The organism is Gordonia zhenghanii, from assembly GCF_021738965.1.
Taxonomy (GTDB): Bacteria; Actinomycetota; Actinomycetes; order Mycobacteriales; family Mycobacteriaceae; genus Gordonia; species Gordonia zhenghanii.
The window spans coordinates 218,955-237,251 of the sequence record NZ_JAKKOQ010000005.1 but is presented as its reverse complement, the minus strand read 5'-3'; the positions used below and the strand labels follow the sequence as shown (position 1 = coordinate 237,251).

Annotated in this window: 16 protein-coding genes and 1 riboswitch; all 16 genes read right to left on the bottom strand. The window is 68.1% G+C overall.

Features of this window, described 5'->3' with window-relative positions; all coding sequences use genetic code 11:
* Positions 1-1,020 (bottom strand): type I glyceraldehyde-3-phosphate dehydrogenase, encoded by a 1,020-nt coding sequence (gene gap / locus L5G32_RS05840; RefSeq protein WP_237010072.1) that lies wholly within the window; start codon positions 1,018-1,020, stop codon positions 1-3.
* A 136-nt stretch (positions 1,021-1,156) separates the two neighbouring features.
* Positions 1,157-2,134, bottom strand: a complete 978-nt coding sequence (gene whiA / locus L5G32_RS05835) for a DNA-binding protein WhiA (RefSeq protein ID WP_237010071.1) — start codon at positions 2,132-2,134, stop codon at positions 1,157-1,159.
* Between the two features lie 104 nt (positions 2,135-2,238).
* Positions 2,239-3,258, bottom strand: a complete 1,020-nt coding sequence (locus tag L5G32_RS05830) for a gluconeogenesis factor YvcK family protein (protein ID WP_237010070.1) — start codon at positions 3,256-3,258, stop codon at positions 2,239-2,241.
* A complete protein-coding gene (gene rapZ, locus L5G32_RS05825) occupies positions 3,255-4,151 on the bottom strand; it encodes an RNase adapter RapZ (RefSeq protein ID WP_237010069.1) in 897 nt (298 codons plus the stop codon). Before rapZ ends, L5G32_RS05830 begins: the two co-directional genes overlap by 4 nt.
* Positions 4,144-6,186: an excinuclease ABC subunit UvrC gene (uvrC, locus tag L5G32_RS05820; protein ID WP_237010068.1), complete on the bottom strand. Its 2,043-nt coding sequence runs from the start codon at positions 6,184-6,186 to the stop codon at positions 4,144-4,146. Before uvrC ends, rapZ begins: the two co-directional genes overlap by 8 nt.
* A 64-nt stretch (positions 6,187-6,250) precedes the next feature.
* Positions 6,251-6,721: a PH domain-containing protein gene (locus L5G32_RS05815; protein ID WP_237010067.1), complete on the bottom strand. Its 471-nt coding sequence runs from the start codon at positions 6,719-6,721 to the stop codon at positions 6,251-6,253.
* Positions 6,718-7,188 carry a 6,7-dimethyl-8-ribityllumazine synthase gene (gene ribH / locus L5G32_RS05810; protein WP_237010066.1) on the bottom strand — a complete coding sequence of 157 codons (471 nt, stop codon included), beginning with the start codon at positions 7,186-7,188 and terminating at the stop codon, positions 6,718-6,720. Before ribH ends, L5G32_RS05815 begins: the two co-directional genes overlap by 4 nt.
* A complete protein-coding gene (locus L5G32_RS05805; RefSeq protein WP_237010065.1) occupies positions 7,185-8,495 on the bottom strand; it encodes a bifunctional 3,4-dihydroxy-2-butanone-4-phosphate synthase/GTP cyclohydrolase II in 1,311 nt (436 codons plus the stop codon). The genes ribH and L5G32_RS05805 overlap by 4 nt, the downstream gene beginning before the upstream one ends.
* Complete coding sequence (locus L5G32_RS05800; protein ID WP_237010064.1) at positions 8,495-9,127, bottom strand: riboflavin synthase; 633 nt, start codon at positions 9,125-9,127, stop codon at positions 8,495-8,497. The genes L5G32_RS05805 and L5G32_RS05800 overlap by 1 nt, the downstream gene beginning before the upstream one ends.
* A gap of 57 nt (positions 9,128-9,184) precedes the next feature.
* Positions 9,185-9,335: riboswitch (FMN riboswitch) on the bottom strand.
* Positions 9,336-9,434: 99 nt separating this feature from the next.
* On the bottom strand, positions 9,435-10,424 hold the full coding sequence (gene ribD / locus L5G32_RS05795) for a bifunctional diaminohydroxyphosphoribosylaminopyrimidine deaminase/5-amino-6-(5-phosphoribosylamino)uracil reductase RibD (protein WP_237010249.1): 990 nt from the start codon (positions 10,422-10,424) through the stop codon (positions 9,435-9,437).
* 20 nt (positions 10,425-10,444) lie between these two features.
* Positions 10,445-11,149 (bottom strand): ribulose-phosphate 3-epimerase, encoded by a 705-nt coding sequence (gene rpe, locus L5G32_RS05790; protein ID WP_237010063.1) that lies wholly within the window; start codon positions 11,147-11,149, stop codon positions 10,445-10,447.
* Between the two features lie 110 nt (positions 11,150-11,259).
* On the bottom strand, positions 11,260-12,696 hold the full coding sequence (locus L5G32_RS05785) for an RsmB/NOP family class I SAM-dependent RNA methyltransferase (RefSeq protein ID WP_237010062.1): 1,437 nt from the start codon (positions 12,694-12,696) through the stop codon (positions 11,260-11,262).
* Positions 12,693-13,634, bottom strand: coding sequence for a methionyl-tRNA formyltransferase (fmt, locus tag L5G32_RS05780; protein WP_237010061.1), 942 nt, complete (start codon positions 13,632-13,634; stop codon positions 12,693-12,695). Before fmt ends, L5G32_RS05785 begins: the two co-directional genes overlap by 4 nt.
* Before the next feature lie 2 nt (positions 13,635-13,636).
* Complete coding sequence (locus L5G32_RS05775; RefSeq protein WP_237010248.1) at positions 13,637-15,616, bottom strand: primosomal protein N'; 1,980 nt, start codon at positions 15,614-15,616, stop codon at positions 13,637-13,639.
* A gap of 160 nt (positions 15,617-15,776) precedes the next feature.
* On the bottom strand, positions 15,777-16,991 hold the full coding sequence (gene metK / locus L5G32_RS05770) for a methionine adenosyltransferase (RefSeq protein ID WP_237010060.1): 1,215 nt from the start codon (positions 16,989-16,991) through the stop codon (positions 15,777-15,779).
* 76 nt (positions 16,992-17,067) lie between these two features.
* Positions 17,068-18,297, bottom strand: coding sequence for a bifunctional phosphopantothenoylcysteine decarboxylase/phosphopantothenate--cysteine ligase CoaBC (gene coaBC / locus L5G32_RS05765; protein WP_237010059.1), 1,230 nt, complete (start codon positions 18,295-18,297; stop codon positions 17,068-17,070).

Here is an 18,297-nt window from a genome sequence, read left to right as displayed (position 1 = left end):
TTACAGCGACTTGCCGACGAGGCCGATGAGGTCGACGAGGCGGTTCGAGTAGCCCCACTCGTTGTCGTACCACGACACGGCCTTGACCTGATCGTCGATGACCTTGGTCAGACCCGAGTCGAACAGCGAGCTGTGCGGGTCGGTGACGATGTCGCTCGAGACGATCGGCGCATCGTAGTACTTGAGGATCCCCTTCAGCGGGCCCTCGGCGGCAGCCTTCATCGCTGCGTTGACGTCCTCGGCGGTCGCCTTCTTGGCGAGGTGCGCGGTGAGGTCGGTGACCGAGCCGGTGGGGATCGGCACGCGCAGCGCGTAGCCGTCGAGCTTACCCTTGAGTTCCGGCAGGACCAGGCCGATGGCCTTGGCTGCACCGGTTCCGGTCGGCACGATGTTGATGGCGGCGGCGCGGGCGCGACGCAGATCCTTGTGCGGGCCGTCCTGCAGGTTCTGATCCTGTGTGTAGGCGTGGATCGTGGTCATGAGGCCCTTGACGATGCCGAACTCGTCGTTGAGGACCTTGGCCATCGGACCGAGGCAGTTCGTGGTGCACGAGGCGTTCGAGATGATGTTCTGGCTGCCGTCGTACTTGTCGTCGTTCACGCCCATCACGATGGTGATGTCCTCGTCGGACGCGGGAGCGGAGATGATGACCTTCTTGGCGCCCGCGTCCAGGTGGCCCTGAGCCTTGGCGCGCGCGGTGAAGATTCCGGTCGACTCGACGACGACGTCGACGCCCAGGTCGCCCCACGGAATCGAGGCCGGGCCTTCCTTGACCTCGAGGGCCTTGATCCTCATGTCGCCGACGACAATGGTGTCGTCGCCCTCCAGGCTGACGTCCTGGGGCAGACGGCCCAGGATGGAGTCGAACTTCAGCAGGTGTGCGAGCGAGGCGTTGTCGGTCAGGTCGTTGACCGCGACGATCTCGATGTCGGTGGTTCCCAGCGCCTTCTGCGCCTCGACGGCGCGGAAGAAGTTACGGCCGATACGGCCGAAGCCGTTGACGCCTACGCGAACAGTCACTGTTGAGCTCCTTAGCGGTGTGTGAAGGGCCGTGGCTTTCGCACGGCCCGTTGGGGTCCAGCGTAGTGTGCGCCGCACCCGAGGTCACCAAGTGGTCTCGGGTGTGACGACACCCACGAAGGGGACGGGGTGACGCCTACGCGTCGTCCATCAGATCTGCGGTCACGGCCGACTCCGTGTCGGGCAGCCCTTCCGACCGTGCCTTCTTGTCGGCCATGGACAGAAGACGACGGATGCGGCCCGCGACGGCGTCCTTCGTCATCGGCGGATCGGCCAGCTGACCGAGTTCCTCCAACGACGCCTGACGATGTTGGACGCGCAGGCTTCCGGCGGCGACCAGGTGGTCGGGCACCTCGTCGCCCAGGATCTCGAGCGCACGTTCGACCCGGGCTGCTGCGGCGACGGCTGCGCGAGCCGACCGGCGCAGGTTCGCGTCGTCGAAGTTCGCGAGCCGGTTCGCGGTGGCCCGGACCTCGCGCCGCATCCGACGCTCCTCCCACACCAGACGCGTGTCGTGTGCACCCATCCGGGTGAGGAGTGCACCGATGGCCTCCCCGTCGCGAATCACGACGCGGTCCGCGCCGCGGACGTCGCGGGCCTTCGCCGTGACGCCGAGCCTGCGGGCGGCCCCGACGAGGGCCAGTGCCGACTCCGGTCCGGGGCAGCTGACCTCCAGAGCCGACGACCGACCCGGTTCGGTGAGCGACCCGTGGGCCAGGAAGGCGCCTCGCCATGCGGCCTCGGCGTCGCCGACAGTGCCGCCGACGACCTGTGCGGGCAGACCCCGCACCGGACGTCCGCGCATGTCGAGAAGACCGGTCTGTCTGGCCAGGCCCTCACCGTCTTTGGTGACACGCAGAATGTAGCGCGCACTTTTGCGCGCGCCGCCCGACCGGAGCACGTGCACATCAGCCGAGTAGCCGAACAGTTCGTGGATCTCGTACCGAAGCCGCCGCGCGACGTTGCCGAGGTCGACTTCGGCCTCCACGATCACCCGGCCGTTCTGGATGTGCAGATCCCCCGCGAAGCGCAGCAGCGCCGACACCTCGGCCTTCCGGCAACTGATCTGGGTCACCGCGAGACGGCTCAGCTCATCCTTGACGGAACCTGTCATCGCCACTGGTCGTAGCCTCCTGTAATCAACATGATCCTCCCCGACATGCCCACTGCGGTGCTCGGTCACGAGAGCGGACGGCCCACAGTGCAATGGGAGCCACATTACCGGTCACGATCTGCGCCCAACAGCCGAGCCAAGGTCTGAGCCGACTTGCGTGAATCGTGCTCGTGTGTACCGGGCACCGCGAGATCGGCGACCACCAGACGTGCCCCGAAGGATCCGGCCGCACGTTCGAGGTGGTCCCGCTCGGACCCGGCGGGGACCGAGGCCGCGTCGACGACGACGTCGTCCACACGCATCGAGTCGGCATGTGCGTGCAGCACGTGCAGATGCCGTTCGACGGAGAACCCCGTGGTCTCCCCCGGTTCGTTCGCGAGGTTGACGAACAGCACCTTGCGGGCCGCCGTCGCACGGAGTGCCTCCACCTGACCAGGCACCAGGACGTGCGGGATCACGCTGGAGAACCAGGACCCCGGTCCGAGCGTCACCACGTCGGCGGCCATGATCGCCTCGATCGCCTCCGGGCACGGGGCCGGCTCGTGCGGGATCACCCGGACCCGACGGACCTTTCCCGGTGTGGTGGCGACGGCGACCTGTCCGCGGATCACCCGGCTCATCCGCGGATCTGATTCGAGCCCGGACACGTCGGCTTCGATGACCAACGGCACGGTCGCCATCGGCAGGATCCGTCCGTCGACGGCGAACAGGTCGACCATCGCGTCGAGCGCCTCGACGATGTCTCCGGTGAGTTCCTCGACGCCCGCGAGCATGAGGTTCCCGACGGGATGTCCGGCCAGCGCTCCGTAGCCGCCGAGCCGATGCTGGAGGATCCGAGACCACCGCTTGTGTCGGGCAGCGGTCGCCGGATCGCGAGCGAGTTGGTCATCGATCGCGGCAGGCGCACCCATGAGAGCCGCGAGCGCCATCCGCAGGTCGCCGGGCGGGACGCCGCCCAGCTCGTTGCGCAGACGCCCGGACGATCCCCCGTCGTCGCCGACGGTGACGACCGCGGTGACGTCGGGGGTCAGATACCGCACCGCGGTCAGCGTGTTGAACAGTCCGTGCCCGCCGCCGAGCGCAACTGCCTTCAGCGGGACGCGCCCGTCGTGCGCACCCGTCATTCGCGCCCCAGGTCCCGGTGCGTCACCTGCACCTTGTATGCGGGTTCGCCGTCGTCCTCGGCGACCTCTTCCAGACGTCGGGCGAGTTCGCCGGACATGGCAACACTGCGGTGCTTGCCGCCTGTGCACCCGACGCCGATCGTCATGTATCCCTTGCCTTCTCGCCGATATCCACGGGCGACGATGCCGACAAGGTCGACGTACCGCTCCAAGAAGTCGATGGCGTCGTCCTGGCCGAGGACGTAGTCGCGGACGGGAGCGTCCTGCCCGTTGTGGTCCCGCAGCTCCGGAATCCAGTACGGATTCGGCAGGAACCGCACATCGATGACGAGGTCGCAGTCGATCGGCAGTCCGTACTTGAATCCGAACGACTGGACCGCAACCGTGAGAGCACTGCCGCCGACGTTCGGGAACGAGCTCTCGACGATCGCTCGCAAGCGAGTCGAGCTGAGGTTCGAGGTGTCGATGACAGTCCCGGCAGCGGACTGGACGTCGGCGAGGAGTTGCCGTTCCGCCGTGATCCCCTCCCCGAGGGTCCCGTTGCCCTGCAACGGATGTCGCCTGCGAACCTGTTCGAATCTGCGGACGAGGGTCTCGTCCGACGCGTCGACGAAGATGATGCCGGTCCGGGTGCCCGCAGCTTCGAGGTCGTCGCGGAGTGCAGCGATCGATTCGCCGAACGACGAGTGGCCTGCCCGCACCACCATCGCGATCTTCTGGTTCTGGACGCCTTCGGCGCGGACTTGCGCGATGACCTGTGCGATCACCGAGACCGGAACGTTGTCGGTGACGTACCAGCCGTCGTCTTCGAGGACGTTCGCCACCGACGTCCGCCCCGCACCTGACATGCCGGTCACGAACAGGACCGTCGTCAGTCCGTCGTTCTCAGCCATGAGCCGGTTCCTCCTGTGTCGACGGGTTGGTCTCGCTCACGGCATCCCGCACGCTCGCCTCTCCTACGCTCGTTTCGTCCCTCAATGCATCGTGCACCGATTGCGCGGTCGCCGCTCCGATACCGGGGACCTGGGTGATCTCGTCGACGCTCGCCTTGGTCAGGTTCGCCACCGACCCGAAGTGCGTCACCAGCGCGGTGCGCCGGGTGGCTCCGAGCCCCGGGATCCCGTCGAGGGCCGACGCCGTCATCCGTTTGCTGCGCTTACTGCGGTGAAAGGTGATCGCGAACCGGTGGGCTTCGTCCCGTACGCGCTGGAGCAGGAACAGTGCTTCACTGTTGCGGGGCAGGATCACCGGTTCATCATCTCCCGGGACCCACACTTCTTCGAGCCGTTTCGCGAGCCCGATGATCGCAACGTCGGTCACGCCGAGTTCCTCGAGGACGGTCGCAGCCGCGTGCACCTGGGGCGCGCCGCCGTCGACCACGAAGAGGTTCGGCGGATACGCGAACTTCCGAGCCTTCTTCGCTGTCCCGGCACCTGTCTCGGTCTCGGTAGCCGCCCCGGTCTGTGTCCCTGTCTCTGGCCCTGTCCCGGCGCCGTCGACGGGCGGTGGGGCCGCGTCGTCGACGAGATGCCGCAGGAATCGGCGGCGGGTCACTTCCGCGATCGATGCGACGTCGTCGGAGTGACCGTCGCCCGCGGCCTCCTTGATCCCGTAGTGCCGGTAGTCCGACTTGCGGGACAGGCCGTCTTCGAACACGACGAGGGACGCGACGACGTCGGTGCCCTGCACGTGCGAGATGTCGATGCACTCGATGCGAAGCGGTGCGACGTCGAGTCCGAGGTACTCCTGGAGTTCGGTGAGCGCCGCCGACCGGGTCGTGAGATCACCTGCGCGCTGCAGCTTGTGGCGGGCCAGCGCGTCGGATGCATTGCGCTCGACGGTGGTCATCAGGTTCCGCTTGTCCCCGCGTTGCGGGACACGGACTTCGACGCGTGCACCGCGGCGTTCGGACAGCCACTCCTGCATCCGGGCCGTGTCGTCCGGCAGGAACGGGACGAGAACTTCCCGCGGGATGCCGGAGCTCATCTCCGACTCCGCGCCGTAGAACTGGGTGAGGAAGGCCTCGATCTGTTCGGCGGGGGTCGCGTTCTCCTGCACTTCCACGACCCACCCGCGTTCGCCTCGGACTCGACCGTCCCGGACGTGGAAGATCTTGACGGACGACTCGAGTTCGTCGCCGACCATGGCGATGACGTCCGCATCGGTCCCGGTGCCCAGGACCACCGCCTGCTTCTCCATGGCTCGTTTGAGGGCCGAGACGTCGTCGCGAAGCCGAGCCGCCCGTTCGAAGTCGAGTTCCTCAGCGGCGCCGGCCATCTCGCGTTCCATCCGACGGATGAGACCGTCGGTGCGCCCGGCGAGGAACTCACAGAAGTCGTTCGCGATCTGACGGTGTTCTTCGGCCTCGACCCGCCCGACGCACGGTGCGGCGCACTTGTCGATGTAGCCGAGCAGGCACGGCCTGCCCATCTGCTCACTACGCCGGAACACTCCTGTCGAACACGTCCGGACCGGGAACACGCGCGTCAACAGGTCGACGGTCTCCCGGATGGCCCAGGCGTGCGAGTACGGGCCGAAGTATCGGACACCGGGTCGGCGCACCCCGCGGTAGACGAAGACCCGTGGGTACTTCTCGTTGAGCGTCACCGCCAGCATCGGATAGGTCTTGTCGTCGCGGTACCGGACGTTGAACCGCGGATCGAATTCCTTGATCCAGTTGTATTCCAGTTGCAGCGCCTCGACCTCGGTGCCGACGACAGTCCACTCGACTGATGCGGCGGTCGTCACCATCTGCCGGGTGCGCGGGTGCAGCCCGGTGAGGTCGGCGAAGTACGACGTCAGGCGAGACCGTAGATTCTTGGCCTTGCCGACGTAGATCACGCGCCGGTGCGAGTCACGGAACTTGTACACGCCCGGATCGGTCGGTATCGACCCCGGAGCCGGACGATAGGTCGACGGGTCTGCCACGGACTCCAGGGTAGTCCGGTCCTCTGACACGTCTCGGTCGGCCGCATCGCGCCTCGCGTGCGGTTCAGCGGGCCGGCGCGTATTCGCCCTGCAACTCGCGGAAGCGCGTCATCGCATCGATGGCGCGCTCGCCGTCGCGCGCCTGCACGGCCATCACCGGAACGTGCTCGTCGTACGGCAGGAGGAGGTGCGCCGACCAGCCCTTCTCCGGATATTCGAGGCCTTGCACCTCGTCCCAGCCCCATACGCGTTCCCCGACGAGGTTGCGGACGCCGACGCCTTCCGGTCCGACGCACAGCCGTGACCGGGTCAGGAGCAGGACGGCTCCCGCGATGACGAAGCCGACGGCGATGAGACCGATCTTGTCCGACCAGCCGACCCCGACACCGGTGTACGAGATGTCCAGGAGCAGACCGAACGTCAAGTGGATCGCGATGACGACCCCCGCCACCCAGTACGCGACGCGCCGGATCCAACGGGGCGTGTACACCAACACCCACCCGTCAGCGGTCACCTCGCGGTCTGCGGCGCTCACGCCAACTTCCGGAGGGTCAGCGCTGACGCGATCGCCGCCGTCATCGCTTGCGCGCCCTTGTCCTCGGCCGAGCCGGGTAGGCCGGCGCGGTCGATCGCCTGCTCCTCGGTGAGTGTGGTGAGCACGCCGTTGCCGACGGGCGTCGACTCGTCCAGCGATACGCGCGTCAACCCGGCGGTCACCGCGTCGCACACGTACTCGAAGTGCGGGGTGCCGCCCTTGATGACGACGCCCAGCGCCACGACGACGTCGTGCGACCGAGCGAGCGCCTGGACGATCACCGGAAGTTCGATCGCTCCGGCCACTCGTATCACCGTGGGATCGGGCGCGCCCGCGCGCTCCGCGGCCCGCACCGCGCCGTCGAGCAGCGCCGTGCAGATCGTCTCGTGCCACTGCGATGCGGCGATCGCGATCTTCAGACCGCCTGCATCCTCGAGATCGAGTGTGGGTTCGCCGTGCCCGCTCATGCGCCTTCGCCCTTCCCTCGGACCACCGAGTCGCCGACCGCGGTCGGATCCTCGAAGTCGTCGAGGCCGTCCAGCAGGTGTCCCATCCGGTCCCGTTTGGTCTTCAAATACCGCAGGTTCTCGGCGTTGGCGCGCAACGGCATCGGAACCCGGTCAACGATCTGCAAGCCGTATCCGTCGAGGCCGACGCGCTTGGCGGGATTGTTGGTGAGCAGTCGCATCGACCGGACGCCGAGGTCCACGAGGATCTGAGCGCCGAGCCCGTAGTCGCGGGCGTCGGCGGGTAGCCCGAGTTCGAGGTTGGCGTCGACGGTGTCCGAGCCTGCGTCCTGCAGCTGGTAGGCCTGCAGCTTGTGCATGAGGCCGATGCCGCGGCCTTCGTGCCCACGCATGTAGAGGACGATGCCGCGCCCCTCAGCCGCGACCATCTCTAGGGCCGCGTCCAGTTGCGGTCCGCAGTCGCACCGAAGCGAACCGAAGACGTCACCGGTCAGGCACTCCGAGTGGACGCGGACGAGGACGTCCTCGCCCGTGTCGCCGTCGCCTGCGATGTCGCCCATGACGAGCGCCACGTGCTCGGCCTCGTCATACGGACTGGAGTATCCGACCGCACGGAAGATGCCGTGGGTGGTCGGGATCCGGGCCTCGGCGATGCGGTCGACGTGCTTCTCGTGCCTGCGTCGCCACGCGATGAGGTCGGCGATCGAGATCATGGCGAGGCCGTGCTCATCGGCGAAGACACGGAGTTCGTCGGTGCGTGCCATCGACCCGTCCTCCTTCTGCGAGACGATCTCGCAGATGGCGCCTGCAGGCCGAAGACCGGCGAGCTTGGCGAGGTCGACGGCGGCCTCGGTGTGGCCGGGGCGGCGGAGCACGCCGCCTTCCTTGGCGCGCAGCGGCACCACGTGCCCGGGGCGGGTCAGGTCGTGGGCGATCGCCTCGGGGTCGGCGAGCAGCCGCATCGTGGTCGCGCGGTCGGCGGCGCTGATACCAGTGGTGACGCCCTCGCGGGCGTCGACTGTCACGGTGTACGCGGTGCCGTGCTTGTCCTGGTTCTGGGAGAACATCGGGGGCAGGCCGAGGCGGTCGCAGTCCTCCCCCTCCAGCGGCACGCACAGGTAACCGGACGTGTATCGCACCATGAACGCGACGAGTTCGGGAGTCGCCATCTCCGCGGCGAAGATCAGATCGCCTTCGTTCTCGCGGTCTTCGTCATCGACCACCACGACCGCTTTGCCTGCCGCGATGTCAGCGACTGCGCGTTCGACCGAGTCCAACTCGACGTGGTTCTCGTTGCCTTCGCTCATCAGAGCTGTCCTCCGTCCGTGCCGGCGCTCTGCAGGCGCTCGACGTACTTCGCGATCACATCGACTTCTAGATTGACTCGTGCACCGACCGCGATCGCGCCGAGCGTGGTCTCGGTGAGCGTCGTCGGTATCAACGACACTTCGAGCCAGTCCCCGTATTCCCCGTCGTCTGCGCCACGTCCGATACCGGAGACAGTCAGCGAGATCCCGTCGATCGTGATCGAGCCCTTCTCGACGACGTACTTCGCGAGGTCTGCGGGCACCGCGACTCGTACGACGGTCCAGTTCTCGCTCGGCGACACCGAGACCACCGAACCGACGCCGTCGACGTGGCCTTGGACGATGTGGCCGCCGAAACGGCCGTCCGCGGCCATCGCGCGTTCGAGATTGACGGGTGCACCGGCGGCGAGCGCGGCCAGTGAACTCCGGGTCAACGTCTCGGCCATCACGTCAACGGTGAAATCCGCTCCGCCGAGTTCGACCACGGTCAGACAGACGCCGTTGACGGCGATCGAGTCGCCGAACGAGGCGTCACTGGTGACGAGGGGCCCGCGAATGCGGAAACGTGCTGCTTCTTCAAGGTCTTCGCGGCCGACGATCTCGCCGCGTTCCTCAACGATTCCGGTGAACACCGTCTCTCCTTTGCACGTGAGCGCTCGGGACAGACAGGTCGCGGCACCGTACCGCGCTGTCGTTCTCTCGTATCCGGACTATGACCGTCGGCTCCGGAGTCACACCGGAATCTGCTGTCCCCGCACACATGGTGCGGGCGCTCGCGGGCTCGACCCGTTGCCGGGCATCACCGCCGGTGGGGACTTTCACCCCGCCCCGAGAACTACCTTTCGAAGGTAGCACGACGTGCGTGCGCCGTGTCACCCACACCGGCTCCGGCCTGCAGTGTTAGTTCAACTCACTCCGGGCCGAATCGTGTGCCACCGGTCAGTCGAGTTCGCGGATCAACTGCACGAACAGGTCGTCGCCGAGTTCGGTCACGGATTCACGTCGGAAACGGTGCGCCTGCGTCAGCGTCGACACGGATGCGTCGTCGACGGCTGCCGCACCGGCGCCGAGGACCGTCGGCGCGAGGTAGACGTGGACGTCGTCGACGAGATCGGCGACGAGGAACGCGCCGATGATCGACGGGCCGCCCTCGACGAGGACGTGGAGCGCATTCGGAAGCGCTGCCAACGCTGCCGCCGGATCGTGGCTGCCGACCTGCACGAACGGCGACGCCGCGTCGCGCAGACGCGCGGTCGCGGGGATCTCGCGGTGTCCGAGCACGACTCGCGTCGGCTGATGCGCGTGGAGCGAACCGTCGGGGCGACGTGCAGTGAGCGACGGGTCGTCGGCCAGCGCCGTCCCCGTTCCGACGACGATCGCGTCGAGGGTGGCGCGCTGACTGTGTGCGTGTTCGCGGGCCTGCGGTCCGGTGATCCACTGGCTGGTCCCGTCGGGCGCCGCGGTCCGTCCGTCGAGGGTCGCGGCTATCTTCGCGGTCACGAGGGGTCGGCCCCGCTCCTGCACGGACAGCCATGCGCGCAGCGGCCCACGGCGGACTTCCGGCTCGAGTACGCCGCTCGTGACGTCGATGCCCGCCGCTCGCAGAGTCGCCGCTCCCCCGCCTGCGGCCGGGCCGGGATCGTCCACGCTGTAGTGGACGGCCGCGACACCGGCGTCCACCAGTGCCTGCGCGCAGGGTCCGGTGCGACCGGTGTGGTTACAGGGCTCCAACGTGACGACCGCGGTGCCGCCCATCGCCCTCTCGCCTGCGTCACGCAGGGCCATGACCTCGGCGTGCGGCCCCCCAGGCGGTTGAGTGCGCCCTACTCCGACGACCAGTCCGTCCGCATCGAGGATCACCGCACCGACCGGCGGGTTCGGCGAACTCGTGCCGCGGGCTGCGGCCGACGCGGCGACGGCCCGACGCATCGCGGTCTCGATCACGGCGATCAGACCACCGTGCGTGCGGCGGTCGCCTTGCGTCGCAGTTCGGCGACACGCGCGGCCGGGTCGTCGCCGCCGTACACGGCAGACCCTGCGACGAAGCAGTCCACCCCTGCCTCGGCGGCCTGCTCGATGGTCGAGTCGGCGATGCCCCCGTCGATCTCGACCAGCAACTGCAGATCGTCGCGGTCGATCACGCTGCGGATCGTCCGGACCTTGTCGAGCACCTCCGGCATGAACTTCTGTCCCCCGAATCCGGGTTCGACGCTCATCACCAGGAACGTGTCGAAGTCCCGGAGGATCTCCAGGTACGGCTCCAGCGCAGTCCCGGGCTTGATCGCGAGTCCGGCCTTGCCGCCCGCAGCTCGAATGTCGCGGGCGACGCTCCGCGGATCGTCGGTGGCCTCCGCGTGGAAGGTCACGTTGTAGGCGCCTGCCTCCGCGTAGGGCGGCGCCCAGCGGCCCGGATCCTCGATCATGAGATGACAGTCGATCGGGATGTCCGTCGCCTTCAGGATGCTTTCGACGACCGGCATCCCGAGCGTGAGATTCGGAACGAAGTGATTGTCCATCACATCCACGTGCACCCAGTCGACACCGGGGTCGACATCGGACGGACCGACCGCCGCGATCTCGGTCGCGAGATTGGCGAAGTCGGCGGAAAGGATGGACGGAGCGATCATCGGTGCCGGGCGGCCAGGGTTGCACATGCGGAGAAGTCTACGAGAACCGCGAGGACGCGCGGGAACCACTCGTCGGCACGTCGAGGAACTGTTCTGCAGATCGCTGCACTACGTGCGGAGACCAGGCACGGTGCGAGCTACGCCTTCCGCAGCACCGACACGAACATCGCGTCCGTGTCCTGCCGGTGCGGCCACAGTTGGACGTGCGGACCAGCGCCGAGGCTCTCCGCCACGGTCATGTCGCCCGCGACCATTGGCCGCGCATCGATCGGCTCCACGCCGCCGACCGCGCCGAGCACAGCGTCGACGACCCCGGTCGTCTCCGCCGGATGCGGTGAACAGGTCGAATAGACCACGACGCCGCCCGGCCGGACCAGGCGCACCGCTTCGGTCAGCAACTGGGTCTGCAGCGCCACGAGCTCCGGAATGTCCGCGGGCTGCCTGCGCCAACGCGACTCCGGTCGACGCCGCAGCGACCCGAGACCCGAGCACGGTGCGTCGACGAGGATCCGGTCGTAGCCGGGTTCGAGCCCGCTGTCGCGCCCGTCTGCGACATGGACAGTCACGGGCAGCTCGTCGACGATGTTCTCGATCAGTCGTGCGCGGTGTTCGGACACCTCGACTGCGTCGACGTGCGCGCCGTCGAGGTCGGCGAGCGAGCCGAGCAGTGCGGCCTTGCCGCCGGGGCCTGCGCACAGGTCGAGCCATCGGCCGGTGTCCTCGCCGACCTCGGCTCGGGCTACCGCGAGAGCCACGAGCTGACTGCCCTCGTCCTGCACGCCTGCGAAACCGTCGCGCACGGCGTCGAGCGCCCCCGGGTCGCCTTCCGGCAGGTACACGCAGTACGGCGAGAGGCGCCCTTCCTCGCCGCCGCTGACCAGCGCCAACTCCTCGGCGGTGATCTGTCCGGGCCGTGCGACCAGATGGACGATCGGTCGCTCGTCGTCGGCGGCGAGCGCAGCCTGCAGCTCGCCGATCGAGCCGAGAGACTGAGCGAAGACGTCGGCGATCCAGCGTGGATGGGCATAGGTGAAGGCGAGGTTGCCGACCATGTCGTCGGCCATCGACGGCGCGACGGTGTCGATCCACAACTGCTCATCTCGCTGAGACACCTTGCGCAGCACCGCATTCACGAAGCCGGCCTGCCCCATGCCGTATGCGGCGCGCACCAGGTCGACAGACGTCGACACGGCTGCGTGCGATCCGATCCGAGTGCGGAGCAACTGGTACGAGCCCAACCGCAGTACGTCGAGCAGGTCGCCGTCGATCTCCGAGATCGGCCTGCCGGCAGCGGACGCGATGATCTCGTCGAGGACGCCCGACGTACGGGCCGTGCCGTACGTCAGTTCCGTGGCCAGCGCCTTGTCGCGACGATCCAGCTTCCGCTCGCGCAGGAGGCGCGGCAGCAACAGGTTGGCGTACGCGTCGTCACGCCGGACCGCTCGGAGGACGTCGAGTGCGACGGTACGCGCGGGGTCCACCGCCTTGTCTCGAGTCTTGGGGTCCCGGGTCTGTGTGCCCCGAGTCTGTGGGCCCCGAGTGTTGGGGCCCCGCCCGCGTCCGTCCTGTGTCATGCGAGCCGTCCGTTCTCTTCGAGTCGTGTGCCGCGTGCCCAGTCGGCCGCGTTCATCGCCTTCTTGCCTGGAGCCTGAACTGTTCCCAGGCGCACCGCGCCAGATGCGGTTCCGACGAACACCGACTTCTTCGTGACCCCGAGTTGTCCGATCTCGAGGGGGCCGGGAACTGCCGGGTCGTCGTCCGCGGGAGTCACGGGACCGAGTTTGAGTCGAATGTCGCCGACCGCTGTCCACGCGCCCGGAGCCGGGGTGTGGGCGCGGACAGCGCGGTCGATCAGGTGGGACGGCAGATCCCATCGGACGCGCGCGTCGTCGACGGTGATCTTCGATGCGTGGGAGACGCCCGCTGCGTCCTGCGGCACGGCGGCGAGTTCCCCGACGGCGATGGCGTCGATGACGGCCTTGGTCAGCCCGGACCCCGATTCGGCGAGTCGGCCGAGGAGGTCTCCCGCCGTGTCGGTCGACCGGATCTGTTCGGTCAACGTCCCGTAGACGGGGCCGGTGTCCAGACCTGCTTCGAGAGCGAAGACGCTGGCTCCGGTGATCTCGTCGCCTGCGGCGATCGACGCCTGCACGGGCGCCGCGCCCCGCCACGAGGGCAGGATGGAGAAGTGCAGGTTGATCCAGCCGTGCGACGGCAAGTCGAGCACGTCCTGCGGAATCAGCCCACCGTAGGCGACGACGACACCGAGGTCCGGAGCCCACCGAGCGAGGGTCTCAGCGACGTCGGCGTCGGACATGCGGCGGGGGGTGGACACCTCGATGCCTGCCTCGTCCGCGACGGCTCCGACCGCCGAACGCACGGTTCGCCGACCGCGGCCTGCCGTCGTGTCGGGACGCGTGATGACCCCGACGACGTCATGGTCGGGTGAATCGATCAGTTCTCTCAGGGTCGGTACCGCGACGTCGGGGGTGCCCGCGAAGACGAGTCTCATAATCAACCAATCGTAGGCGGGTCGATCTGGACCCGGATGCCCGCGGTGTCGTCGTGCCGGGCGTGGCGCACGTTCTGTCCGGCTCGCAACGCGTCAGCCAAGTGCCATCCGCCGCTTCTCGGCGCCCGCAGCAGCAGCCGTTCGACATCCCCCTCGGCCTCCATCCCGGCAGGCCTGCGTACTCCGCTCGGCAGCGGAACCGGGCCGAGTGTCTCCGCGCCCGCGGGCAGATCGAGCATCTCGACGAAGGAGGTGATCGCCAGTCCTGGACCGTCGATCGACGCCATCGTCACTGCGGGCGGGAAGCCGAGTTCGTGTCGCTGGGCCAGATCTGCGGCCGCGAATCCGACGGGGTTCCACGAGATCAACGCCTGCACCGCGGGACCCGCAGCATCGGCGACCACCACTACCCGCCCGCCATCCGCTTTGCACCGGACGAGGGATGCGATGTCCATCCACATCCGCATCGCGTCCTCACCTGCGCGAAGGTCTTCGCGGTCTAGCTGAGCCCAGGTGTCGAGGAGGATCGCGGCGCCGTACCCGTCGGGGGCGCGCGGCGCCGATCCCGGGGTCGCCACGACCACGCGCGGGCCCTCCGGGATGTCATCGACGATCTTGGCTCCGCCAGAAGTCACGATCGGGACCCCGGGGAACGCCCGACCGAGTTCCTCCGCGGTCCGCTTGTCGCCGACCATCAACGCGCGCACCGTCCGGGCTCCGCATGCGGGGCAGACGAAGCGCAATTCCGGACGGCCACACCATCGGCACGACAGGTCGCCGCGGTCGTTCATCGACAACGGGCCCCGACACTGCCGACACCGGGCATGAGTTCGGCAGCGCGCACACGCGACAGACGGCAGATATCCGCGTCTGGGAACGCTGAACAGGACGGCGAGACCTGCGGAGAGCGCATTGCGCGCGGCGTCGAACGCCGTTGTGGGGATCCGTGCCGACCTGGCGAGCGGATCGCCGCCGAGTCGTCGATCGTCTTCGGCGATGCCCTCGATCCGCGGCGCAGCGGCGCGTACGACTTCGCGCGAGGCGACCAGGTCGTGTGCCCACCCGGATTCGACGAGTGCCTGCGCCTCCGCCGTCCGGGAGTGTCCGCCGATGAGCATGGCCGCGCCTGCGGCGTGTGTGCGCAGCACTGCGACCTCGCGCGGATGCGGATAGGGCGATCTCGGCTCGTGCAGACTCGAGTCCCCGTCGTCGAAGATCACCGTCAACGCGAGGTCCACCACCGGCGCGAACACGGCGCTGCGTGTGCCGATCACCACCGAGGCCTGTCCGCGTAAGGCCGCCAGCCACCGCCGGTACCGCGCGGCGGGTCCGAGTCCGGCCGCCAACGTCACGCATCGATCGCCGAGCAACCGGTCGCAGGCCGCCGCCAGCCGATCGAGATCGCGTTGGTTCGGGACGACGACGATCGCGCCTCTCCCCGACGCCGCTACCGATGTGACGAGTTCGGCGATGCGTTGCGCCCAGTCGTCTCCCGGAAGCACTTGCCACACCGCCCGGGGGCGCCTGTCATCGACGACCGCTCGGACGAACGACTCTCCTGCGGGGTACGGCGCCCAGCCGCCCAGATCCGGTGAGGCGACCGGTGCGGCCGGCCCCGCAGCGACGCCCTCCTTCTCGACGCGCGCATGCCGAGGCGGGATCGCGAGTCGCAGCACATCCGGGAGTGTTCCCGCGTACCGCTGGGCGACGGCGCGACAGGCTTCGAGCAGCTCGTCGGTCAGCACGCGTTCGGGTGAGACGACGCGATCGAGCCAAGACAGGCGTCCCCCGTGGTCGCTGGTCTCCAATCGCTCGAGCAGGTACCCGTCGACCAGGCGCCCCGCGAATCGGATGCGGACGCGGACGCCGGGCTGTGCAGCGGCATCGGTCTTCTCGTCGACGAGGTAGTCGAACGGCCGATCCAGATGCGCCACCGACAGCATGGGGAGCACTCGCGCTACGGGACGCTCCGCCGCAGGCATGCGCCGGTTGCGGTCACTGGTGTCGCTCACAGTGGTGCAGTCCTCGTCGTCGGCTTGCAAGATCTCGACTCCCCAACCGCTGGTCGAGCGGAGTCGAGACAGCCACGCTGGTCGAATGCCGTCGAGGCAGCCACGCTGGTCGAGCGGAGCCGAGGCCCCGTTACAGCCCAGCGGCCTTGCGCAGTTCAGCGACGCGGTCGGTCCGCTCCCACGGCAGGTCGACGTCGGTACGGCCGAAGTGTCCGTACGCGGCGGTCGGTGCGTAGATCGGCCGGAGCAGGTCGAGATCGCGAACGATGGCTCCGGGACGCAGATCGAAGACCTCGGAGATCGCCTTCTGGATGGTGCCGGGGTCCACCTTCTCGGTGCCGAAGGTCTCGACGAACAGACCGACCGGAGCCGCTTTGCCGATCGCGTAGGCGACCTGAACCTCGATGCGCGTGGCCAGTCCGGCGGCGACGGCGTTCTTGGCGACCCACCGCATCGCGTACGCCGCGCTGCGGTCCACCTTCGACGGATCCTTGCCGGAGAATGCGCCGCCGCCGTGACGCGCCATGCCGCCGTAGGTGTCGACGATGATCTTGCGGCCGGTGAGACCGGCGTCGCCCATCGGCCCGCCGAGGACGAAGCTCCCGGTCGGGTTGACGAGCAGGCGCGGGTTGCTGGTGTCGAGTGCGACCGGCAGTTCGAGTTCGTCGAACACAGCCTGCAGCACGTGCTTGCGGATGTCCGGGGCCAGCATGTTGTCGATGTCGATGTCGGCGGCGTGCTGCGTCGAGATGACCACGGTGTCGAGCCGGACCGGTGTGTCGCCGGCGTACTCGATCGTCACCTGAGTCTTGCCGTCCGGGCGCAGGTACGGCAGGACGCCGGTCTTACGGACCTCGGTGAGGCGACGTGAGAGTCGGTGCGCCAGCGCGATCGGCAGCGGCATCAGTTCGGGAGTCTCCGCTGAGGCGTATCCGAACATCAGGCCCTGGTCGCCTGCGCCCTGACTGTCCAGGTCGTCGTCGCTGCTGCCGGTCCGCTTCTCGTGCGACGAGGTGAGGCCCTGTGCGATCTCCGGCGACTGCGCACCGATGGCGACATTCACTCCGCACGACGCGCCGTCGAAACCCTTGGTGGACGAGTCGTAGCCGATCTCCAGGATCTTCTCGCGCACGATCGACGGGATGTCCACATAGCCGAGCGTGCTGACTTCGCCTGCCACGTGCACCTGTCCGGTGGTGACCATCGTCTCGACCGCGACCTTCGCGTTGGGGTCGGCGGCGAGCAGCGCGTCGAGCACTGCATCGCTGATCGCATCGCAAATCTTGTCGGGGTGTCCTTCCGTCACAGATTCGCTGGTGAACAGTCTGGACGCTGAGGCGGTCATCGGTTCCTCTCGGGATGCTCAATCACAGGGATCATCCCCTGCTGACGTAAAACTCAGAACAAGCGGTGTTGTTCGCCTAACTATGAGGCACGACGGCGGCGACTTCGTCAAGGATTCTGCTCGCCATCAATGTCTTCGAACCGAATGGGAGTGCGGTCTCGTTGCCCTCCGCAGTGAGGATCCATCCGGCATTGTCTTCGGTGCCGAACGCTTTACCGTCTCCGACCGCGTTCACCACGAGTAGATCACAGCCTTTTCGACGTAGCTTGGCACGCCCGTGGTCGAGTACTCCGCCGTCTTCGTCGCCGGTCTCGGCTGCGAAGCCGACGATGACGGTCTGGCGCGGAATGTCGCCGGCCGCTCGTGACTGCACGAGGCCTGCGAGGATGTCGGGGTTGGTGTCCAAGTGGATCGGGGCCGGCCCCTCGGCGCCCTTCTTGATCTTCGATCCCGCGATGTCGACAGGGCGGAAGTCCGCGACGGCCGCCGCCATGATGACGACGTCGGCGTCGCGTGCACGGCGGGACATCTCACGTTCGAGTTCCACAGCGGAGTCGATGTCGACGATGTCGACGCCTGCCGGCTCACCCGGGTCGCTCGTAGCGCCTGCCACCAGGGTGACGTGAGCTCCGCGTTGCGCAGCGGCTCGCGCCAACGCGTAGCCCTGCTTCCCCGAGCTGTGATTGCCCAGATAGCGGACGGGGTCGAGGGCCTCGCGAGTGCCGCCCGCGCTCACCAGGACTTCACGTCCGGCGAGGTCGTAGGGAAGCGCGGAGGCTCGATCGAGGAGAAGGTCGCCGATCAACCCGATCTCGGTCGGCTCGGGCATCCGGCCTGCACCCGTGTCGGCGCCGGTCAATCGTCCGTTCGCCGGTGTCATCACGGTGACGCCGCGCTCACGAAGCGTTGCGACATTCGCTGTGGTCGCCGGGTGCTGCCACATCTCGGTGTGCATCGCGGGAACGAACAGCACGGGACACGTCGCGGTCAGCAACGAGGCCGTCAGCAGATCGTCGGCTCGACCCGCGACGGCGCGCGCCATCAGGTCGGCGGTAGCGGGAGCAACGACGACGAGGTCTGCCTTGCGGCCGAGCGCGACGTGTGCGACCTCGTCGACATCGTCGAAGACCTCGGTGCTGACGGGGTTACCCGACAGAGCTTCGAACGTCGCCGCCCCGACGAAGTTCAACGCGGCTCGCGTCGGGACCACCCGAACATCGTGCCCAGCTTCGGTGAAGTGACGAATCACACTGCACACCTTGTAGGCGGCGATCCCCCCGCCGACCCCGATGAGGACGTGCGACAC

Bases quoted from the DNA above. Each gene is read 5' to 3' on its own strand.
- L5G32_RS05785 (WP_237010062.1), bottom strand. From the start codon at position 12,696: ATGACACAGGACGGACGCGGGCGGGGCCCCAACACTCGGGGCCCACAG.
- ribH (WP_237010066.1), bottom strand. From the start codon at position 7,188: ATGAGCGGGCACGGCGAACCCACACTCGATCTCGAGGATGCAGGCGGT.
- rapZ (WP_237010069.1), bottom strand. From the start codon at position 4,151: ATGGCTGAGAACGACGGACTGACGACGGTCCTGTTCGTGACCGGCATG.
- fmt (WP_237010061.1), bottom strand. From the start codon at position 13,634: ATGAGACTCGTCTTCGCGGGCACCCCCGACGTCGCGGTACCGACCCTG.
- whiA (WP_237010071.1), bottom strand. From the start codon at position 2,134: ATGACAGGTTCCGTCAAGGATGAGCTGAGCCGTCTCGCGGTGACCCAG.
- ribD (WP_237010249.1), bottom strand. From the start codon at position 10,424: ATGCGTCGGGCCGTCGCCGCGTCGGCCGCAGCCCGCGGCACGAGTTCG.
- metK (WP_237010060.1), bottom strand. From the start codon at position 16,991: ATGACCGCCTCAGCGTCCAGACTGTTCACCAGCGAATCTGTGACGGAA.
- L5G32_RS05805 (WP_237010065.1), bottom strand. From the start codon at position 8,495: ATGAGCGAAGGCAACGAGAACCACGTCGAGTTGGACTCGGTCGAACGC.
- L5G32_RS05830 (WP_237010070.1), bottom strand. From the start codon at position 3,258: ATGACGGGTGCGCACGACGGGCGCGTCCCGCTGAAGGCAGTTGCGCTC.
- L5G32_RS05775 (WP_237010248.1), bottom strand. From the start codon at position 15,616: ATGCCTGCGGCGGAGCGTCCCGTAGCGCGAGTGCTCCCCATGCTGTCG.
- rpe (WP_237010063.1), bottom strand. From the start codon at position 11,149: ATGTGCAACCCTGGCCGCCCGGCACCGATGATCGCTCCGTCCATCCTT.